Genomic DNA, 6,345 nt, shown 5'->3' with positions numbered 1-6,345 from the left:
CGCCACCAGCTGGCTGCCCTCGTCCTGCACGCCCGCCCGGTTCTCCCGGACAGCGCGCGATCGCGGACCCGGGGCCTCCCCGCGCGCCGGGCGGTCACACCGACGGCCGGTGCGCCGTGATCCGAAGGCCCGTTCAGGCCAGCCCCAGCACGACCCCGGTGCCGGTGAGCAGCAGCAGCGCGGCGCCGTTGGCGCGCGGTAGCGCGAGCGCCGTACCGACCGCCTCGCGCAGCAGCTGGTACGGGCCGTGGGCGAGCAGCCCGTCGGCGCCGAGCACCCGGGCGGGGGCGCCGGCCCGCCGGGCGGCCAGGGCGGAGCGGACGGCGTGGAAGCCGCTGGTGACCACCGTGCAGCGGTAGCCGGGGCGCTCGGCGGCCATCAGGGCGGCGCTGAACCGCAGGTTCTCGACGGTGTTCACGGCCCGCTCCTCGCGCCGGATCCGCTCGGCGGAGACACCCCGGGCGGTCAGGTAGCGGGCCATCGCGGCGGCCTCGGTGCACTCCTCGTGCGGACCCTTGCCACCGGTCACCAGCAGCAGCGGCGCGTACCCGGCGGCCTCCTCGGCGGCGAAATGTTCCAGCGCGGCGTCCAGTCGGGCCGCCAGCGCCGGCGCGGGCTTGCAGCCGTCCAGCGCGGCGCCCAGGACCACCAGGTAGTCGGAGCCGGCGGGCACCGGCCGGTGGCGCTGCTGCAGCGCGCAGCCGAGGAAGCCGAGCAGCCAGAGCAGGACGTACCCGCCGAGCAGCACGGCGAGGAGGAACAGGGCGCGCATACCCGTCGAACGCGCCCGGTGGGAACACCGTTCCGGAACGCGGCGGAGCCCACGTCCTCCGGTGAGGAACGTGGGCTCCGGGATGTCCGGCCGACCGGGCTCAGCCGACGTCGGCCGCCGGTGCGGCAGGGGTGACGGGGGCGGCGGGGGTGCCGGCCGCACCCGGGCGCTGGCCGCGCTTGTGCAGCGAGGCCAGGTAGGCGTTGTAGGCCTCCAGCTCGGCGTCGCCGCTGCGGTCCTCGGCGCGGTCGCGGCGACGGGCCTGGCGCTGCTCCGAGCCCATCCACTGGTAGACCAGGGCGATCAGCACGATCGCGGTCGGGATCTCGCCGAACGCCCACGTGATGCCACCGGCCAGTTTCTGGTCCTCCAACAGGTCCGTCCCGGGCGGCGCGCCCTGGACGGTGAAGGTGGAGACCAGCGGGTGGCCGGCCATCATCACCGCCACGCCGAAGAAGGCGTGGAACGGCATCCCCATGAACAGCTCGATGATCCGCATCACGTGGCCGGGGCGGTGCGGGCCCGGGTCCACGCCCATGATCGGCCAGAAGAAGGTGAGACCGGTGAGCAGGAAGTGGACCATCATGAAGATGTGCCCGAGGCGGTACTGCATCAGGAAGTCGAACAGCGGGGTGAAGTAGACCCCGTACAGGCTCGCGATGAACATCGGGATGGTGAACGCCGGGTGCGAGATCACCCGGACGTACCGGCTGTGCAGCAGCGCCACCAGCAGCTCGCGCGGCCCGCGCGGACGGCCCTTGCCCGTCGGGCGCAGGGCGCGCAGCGCGAGGGTGATCGGGGCGCCGAGCAGCAGCAGGATCGGCGTCAGCATGGACAGCACCATGTGCTGGATCATGTGCGCGCTGAAGAGCACCATGCCGTAGTCGTTCAGCCCGGAGCAGGTGACCAGCAGCAGGCTGGCGATGCCGGCCACCCAGCCGACCACCCGGCCGATCGGCCAGCGGTCGCCGCGCCTGTACAGCCGGACCACACCGAACAGGTACAGCCCGAGCGCGACCAGACCGCCGAGCAGGAACACCCAGTCCGGGGACCAGGTCCACACATGGGAGAGGCTGAACGGGCCTAGTCGGGTCATCCCGCCGTGGTGGTGCATTCCTGACATTCCGTCGCCCATCGGCGGGTCCTGCTTTCCGTCCTCGTGGTCCCTGGTGCGGGTCCGCTTCGCCCGTTTTGCTTGGCATACAGCCTAGGTGGGCCTTACCCCGGCCATGCCGCCGCCCCCTCCGTACGGGTGGCTCTCCGCCGGGCGGGGAGCTGGGGTGACGACATCCGGCGCCTCGCCGCCTGCCCGCCCGGCCCGGGCCCGCTGGCCCGCCTCGCCGACGCTGCCCCAGGTCTGTAGCCGTCGGGCCCGGGCCGCCAGGAACCGCTGTTCGGCGAGGCTCGCCGTGGCCCGCGCCGCCCGGCGGTAGTGCTCGTACGCCTCGGCCTGGTGCCCCGCGCGCTCCAGCAGGTGCGCCCGGACGGACAGCAGCCGGTGGTGCCCGGCCAGCCGCTGGTCCCCGTCCAGGGTGGCCAGCAGGGCGAGGCCGGCCTGCGGACCGCTCAGCTCGGCGAGGGCGACGGCGCGGTTGAGGGTGACCACCGGATTGGGCGCGATCCGCTCCAGGATCAGGTAGAGGGTGTGCACCTGCGCCCAGTCGGTCTCCTCGGCGGTGGCCGCGTCGGCGTGGGTGGCGGCGATGGCGGCCTGCAACTGGTACGGGCCCAGCTCGGGGCCGGCCAGTGCGGCCTCGGCGAGCGCCGTGCCCTCGTCCAGCAGCTCGCGGTCCCAGGTCGTCCGGTCCTGCTCGGCCAGCGGCACCAGGTCGCCCGCCGCGGTGGTCCGGGCCGTCCGGCGGGCGTGGGTGAGCAGCATCAGAGCCAGCAGTCCGGTCACCCCGCCGTCCTCGGGGAGCTGGGCGTGCACCGTCCGGGCCAGCCGGATCGCCTCCCGGGCGAGGTCGGCGCGCTCCAGCTCGCTGCCCGAGGAGGCGGTGTAGCCCTCGTTGAAGATCAGGTAGAGCACGTGCAGGACGACCCGTAGCCGCTCCTCGCGCTCGGCGCCCTCGGGGAGGGTGAAGGAGCTGCCGGCCGCCCTGATCCGCTGCTTGGCCCGGCTGATCCGGGCCGCCATGGTGGCCTCCGGCACCAGGAAGGCGCGGGCGATCTCGGCGGTGGTCAGGCCGCCGACCGCCCGCAGGGTGAGCGCGGTCTGCGAGGCGGCGGTCAGTGCCGGGTGGCAGCACAGGAACAGCAGCAGCAGGGTGTCGTCGGTGTCCGGCACGTCCTCGGGCACCACCTCGGCGGCCGCGTTCGCGCTCTCGCGTTCGCGACGGGCGTGGTCGCTGCGGATCCGGTCCACCAGCCGTCGGGAGGCGACGGTCACCAGCCAGCCGCGCGGGTTCTCCGGTACCCCCTCGTCGGGCCACTGCACGGTCGCGGCGAGGACGGCCTCCTGCACGGCGTCCTCGCAGCCCTCGAACCGGCCGTACCGGCGGACCAACGTGCCGAGGACCTGCGGCGTGAGCTCACGCAGCAGGCCCTCGAAGTTCGGTGCTGTCATGCCTCCAAGTGTCCGTCGGAGAACATCACCTGTCGCACCTCGACGCCCAGGCCCTCGACCGCGGCGTCCGGGATCTGCGCCGCGAGCTCGATCGCGCGCTCCTTGTCCTCGCAGTCGACCAGGTAGAAGCCGCCCAGGAACTCCTTGGCCTCCAGGAACGGGCCGTCGGTCACCGCGGGCTGGCCGCCCCGCACGGTGACCACGGCGGCCTGGGACGGGTCGACCAGCGCCTGGGTGACGATCAGCTCGCCGGAGGACTTCAGCGCCTCGATGAACCTGCCGTGCCCGGCGCCGATCGCCGCCTTCTCCTCGTCGGTCAGCGCGTCCAGCACGGCCGGGTTGATGTGCAGGCTGATCAGGAACTTCATCGCGTTACTCCTCGTCGTGGCCGGGCCCGGCTGGGCCCTTCGACCACCGGTCGGAGCCACCGCCGCCTTCTTGACATCGTCCGCCGAGAAATCTCCCACGAGTTCTCCGCCGTCGCTGCGCCCACCGATGTCAAGAAGCGCCGACCTGCTCCGACCGCCCGGCGAAGTGTTTCCTTAGGAGAGGAGCCGCCGGGATGGAAGCCACCCGGGCACGACTGGGACTGGCCGTCCTGATGCTGCCGACCCTGCTGGTCGCGATGGACGTGACGGCGCTGCTGCTCGCCCTGCCGAGGCTCAGCGCGGACCTGGGCGCCAGTGGTGTCCAGCAACTGTGGATCAGCGACAGCTACGGGCTGATGGTGGCCGGCTTGGTCATCACCATGGGCACGCTCGGCGACCGGATCGGCCGCCGGCGCCTGCTGCTCACCGGGGCGGCGGCCTTCGCGGTGCTGTCGGTGGTGGCCGCCTTCGCCGTCGACCCGCTGATGCTGATCGTCGCGCGGGCCCTGCTCGGCGTCGCCGGCGCGACCCTGGCGCCGTCCACGCTGGCGCTGATCACCAACATGTTCCGGGACGGGCGCCAGCGCGGGCAGGCCATCGCCGTCTGGGCGACCTGCCAGTTCGCGGGCGGCGCGCTCGGGCCGGTGCTGGCCGGCTTCCTGCTGCAGCACTTCTGGTGGGGGTCGGTGCTCCTGGCCGCCGTGCCGGCGATGGCGGTGCTGCTGATCGCCGGGCCGTTCCTGCTGCCGGAGTTCCGCAGCGAGGCAGCCGGGCGGCTGGACCCGGCCGGGGTCGGGCTGTCGCTGGTGGCGGTGCTGCTGGTGCTGTACGGCGTCAAGCAACTGCCGGTCGAGGACGCGCCGTTGGTCCCGGTACTGGCCCTGTTGGTGGGTGCGGGTGTCGGGTACCTGTTCGTACGGCGGCAGCTGCGGTCGGACCGGCCGCTGTTGGACCTGCGTCTGCTGCGCAGCCGCCCGTTCACGGCCGTCCTGGTCTCGTTGGTGCTCGCCGGGGTGGCGATGGCCGGCACCGGCCTGCTGGTGACCCAGTACCTGCAGAGCGTGCTGGGCCACTCGCCGTTCGCCTCCGCCGTGCTGTTCGCACCGATGGGCCTGGGCGTGGCGGTCGGCACCATGGTCGCGCCCAGGCTGGCCCGCCGGGTGCGGCGGACCACCGCGATCGCGGGCGGGCTGGCGTGCTCGGCGCTGGGCGGTCTGCTGCTGGTCGCCGACGACGACGGCGCGGGCTCGCTGCCGCTGGTGATGACCGGCATCACGGTGCTCGCCCTGGGCACCGGACCGCTGTTCGCCCTGGGCACCGGGCTGGTGCTCGGCGCGGTGCCGCCGGAGCGGGCGGGCTCGGCGGCCTCGATGTCGGAGACCGGCAACTACTTCGGCGGCTCGCTCGGCTTCGCGCTGCTCGGCACCGTGGCTGCGGCGGTCTACCGCACCCGGGCGGGCGGCGGCTCCGACTCTCTGGCGGGCGCGGTCGAGGCCGCCCGGCACCTGCCCGCCGGGCAGGGCGCCGAACTGCTGCGCGGCGCGCGGGCGGCCTTCACCGCCGGGCTGCACGTCACCGGGCTGATCGCGGCCGCGCTGTTCGCCGGGCTGGCCGTGCTGACCTTCGCGATGGGCCCGGCGGGGCAGGGCGCGCGGACGGATTCGCTGCCCGACTGCGAACCGGCCCGCCCGTGAGGATCGACACCGACATGAACCCGGCCGACGGCGACTCCGCCGACTTCCAGCGCGGGCTCACCGCCCTGGACCGCTACGGAGAGGCCGAGGACATCGCCGCCGCGGTGGCCTTCCTGGCCGGCCCCGGCGGGCGCTACATCACCGGCACCGCCCTCATCAGGCTCCCGCCTCCGCTGACCAAGGCCAGGCTCAGGGAGATGCTGCCGTCGGCGACAAGCCGGTCGTCGAACACGCCGTCCGCGAGCTGGTCGGGAGCGGCATCACCGACATCACCATCGTCGTCGGCACCTGGTACGACACCGGCAACCCGGCCGCTACCTGCGCGCGCAGTTCGCCGCCGCGCTCGCCAACCCGGAGTACGGCCCGGAGCTGCGCCGGCTGGCCGCCGAACTCGCCCCGGCCGAATCGCCGCCCCGTCAGCTCCGGTTGTGGTCTCCGGTCGCGCCGTCGGTCAGCTCGCGCAGGATGTCCATGTGCCCGGCGTGCCGGGCGGTCTCGGTGGTCATGTGGATCAGTACCCAGCGCAGCGAGACGGTCCGGCCGGACCAGGAGGTGCCGAGGGAGTCCAGCTCCAGCTGGTCGATCGCCTCGTCGGCGGCGGCCCGGGCACGGGCGTAGAAGGCCAGCACGTCCGCCGTCGACTCGTGCGGCTCGATCCGCAGGTCGGAGGTCTCGTCGGCGTCGATGTCGAACGGCAGCGGGCCGGTCTCCAGCCCGAAGGTCTCGCGGAACCAACCGAGTTCGGCGCCGCCGAGATGCTTGACCAGCCCCAGCAGGTTCGTCCCGGAGGGCGTCAGCGGCCGGCGCAGCTGCTCGTCGTCCAGGCCCTCGACCTTCCACAGCACCGCGTCGCGGTGCCGGTCGAGGGCCGTGTGCAGGCTTTCCTTCTCGCCGCCGGTGAACGGCACGATCTTGATCACGGGCGGGACGGTAGCAGATCCCCGC

The 6,345-nt window shown here is 73.7% G+C and carries 6 protein-coding genes; 1 reads left to right on the top strand and 5 read right to left on the bottom strand.

Features of this window, described 5'->3' with window-relative positions:
• Positions 1 to 133 precede the first annotated feature (133 nt).
• The 4 genes from ACWC9T_RS20950 to ACWC9T_RS20935 form a co-directional block, all read right to left on the bottom strand.
• Positions 134 to 772, bottom strand: a complete 639-nt coding sequence (locus ACWC9T_RS20950) for a YdcF family protein (RefSeq protein ID WP_449822543.1) — start codon at positions 770 to 772, stop codon at positions 134 to 136.
• Positions 773 to 872: 100 nt separating this feature from the next.
• Entirely contained in the window at positions 873 to 1,886 is a 1,014-nt protein-coding gene (locus ACWC9T_RS20945; protein ID WP_449822542.1) for a cytochrome c oxidase assembly protein, read from the bottom strand.
• A gap of 93 nt (positions 1,887 to 1,979) precedes the next feature.
• Positions 1,980 to 3,338, bottom strand: coding sequence for an RNA polymerase sigma factor (locus ACWC9T_RS20940; protein WP_449822541.1), 1,359 nt, complete (start codon positions 3,336 to 3,338; stop codon positions 1,980 to 1,982).
• Positions 3,335 to 3,706 (bottom strand): YciI family protein, encoded by a 372-nt coding sequence (locus ACWC9T_RS20935; RefSeq protein ID WP_449822540.1) that lies wholly within the window; start codon positions 3,704 to 3,706, stop codon positions 3,335 to 3,337. The genes ACWC9T_RS20940 and ACWC9T_RS20935 overlap by 4 nt, the downstream gene beginning before the upstream one ends.
• Before the next feature lie 194 nt (positions 3,707 to 3,900).
• Between ACWC9T_RS20935 and ACWC9T_RS20930 the strand changes: the two genes are divergently transcribed.
• A complete protein-coding gene (locus tag ACWC9T_RS20930; protein ID WP_449822539.1) occupies positions 3,901 to 5,400 on the top strand; it encodes an MFS transporter in 1,500 nt (499 codons plus the stop codon).
• Positions 5,401 to 5,816: 416 nt separating this feature from the next.
• Here the strand turns inward: ACWC9T_RS20930 and ACWC9T_RS20925 are convergent, their stop codons facing one another.
• A complete protein-coding gene (locus tag ACWC9T_RS20925; protein WP_449822538.1) occupies positions 5,817 to 6,320 on the bottom strand; it encodes a DinB family protein in 504 nt (167 codons plus the stop codon).
• Between the last annotated feature and the right edge of the window lie 25 nt (positions 6,321 to 6,345).

The organism is Kitasatospora sp. NPDC001159, from assembly GCF_053598235.1.
The sequence above is the reverse complement of the archived record's forward strand: the minus strand, read 5'-3'. Positions and strand labels throughout refer to the sequence as shown.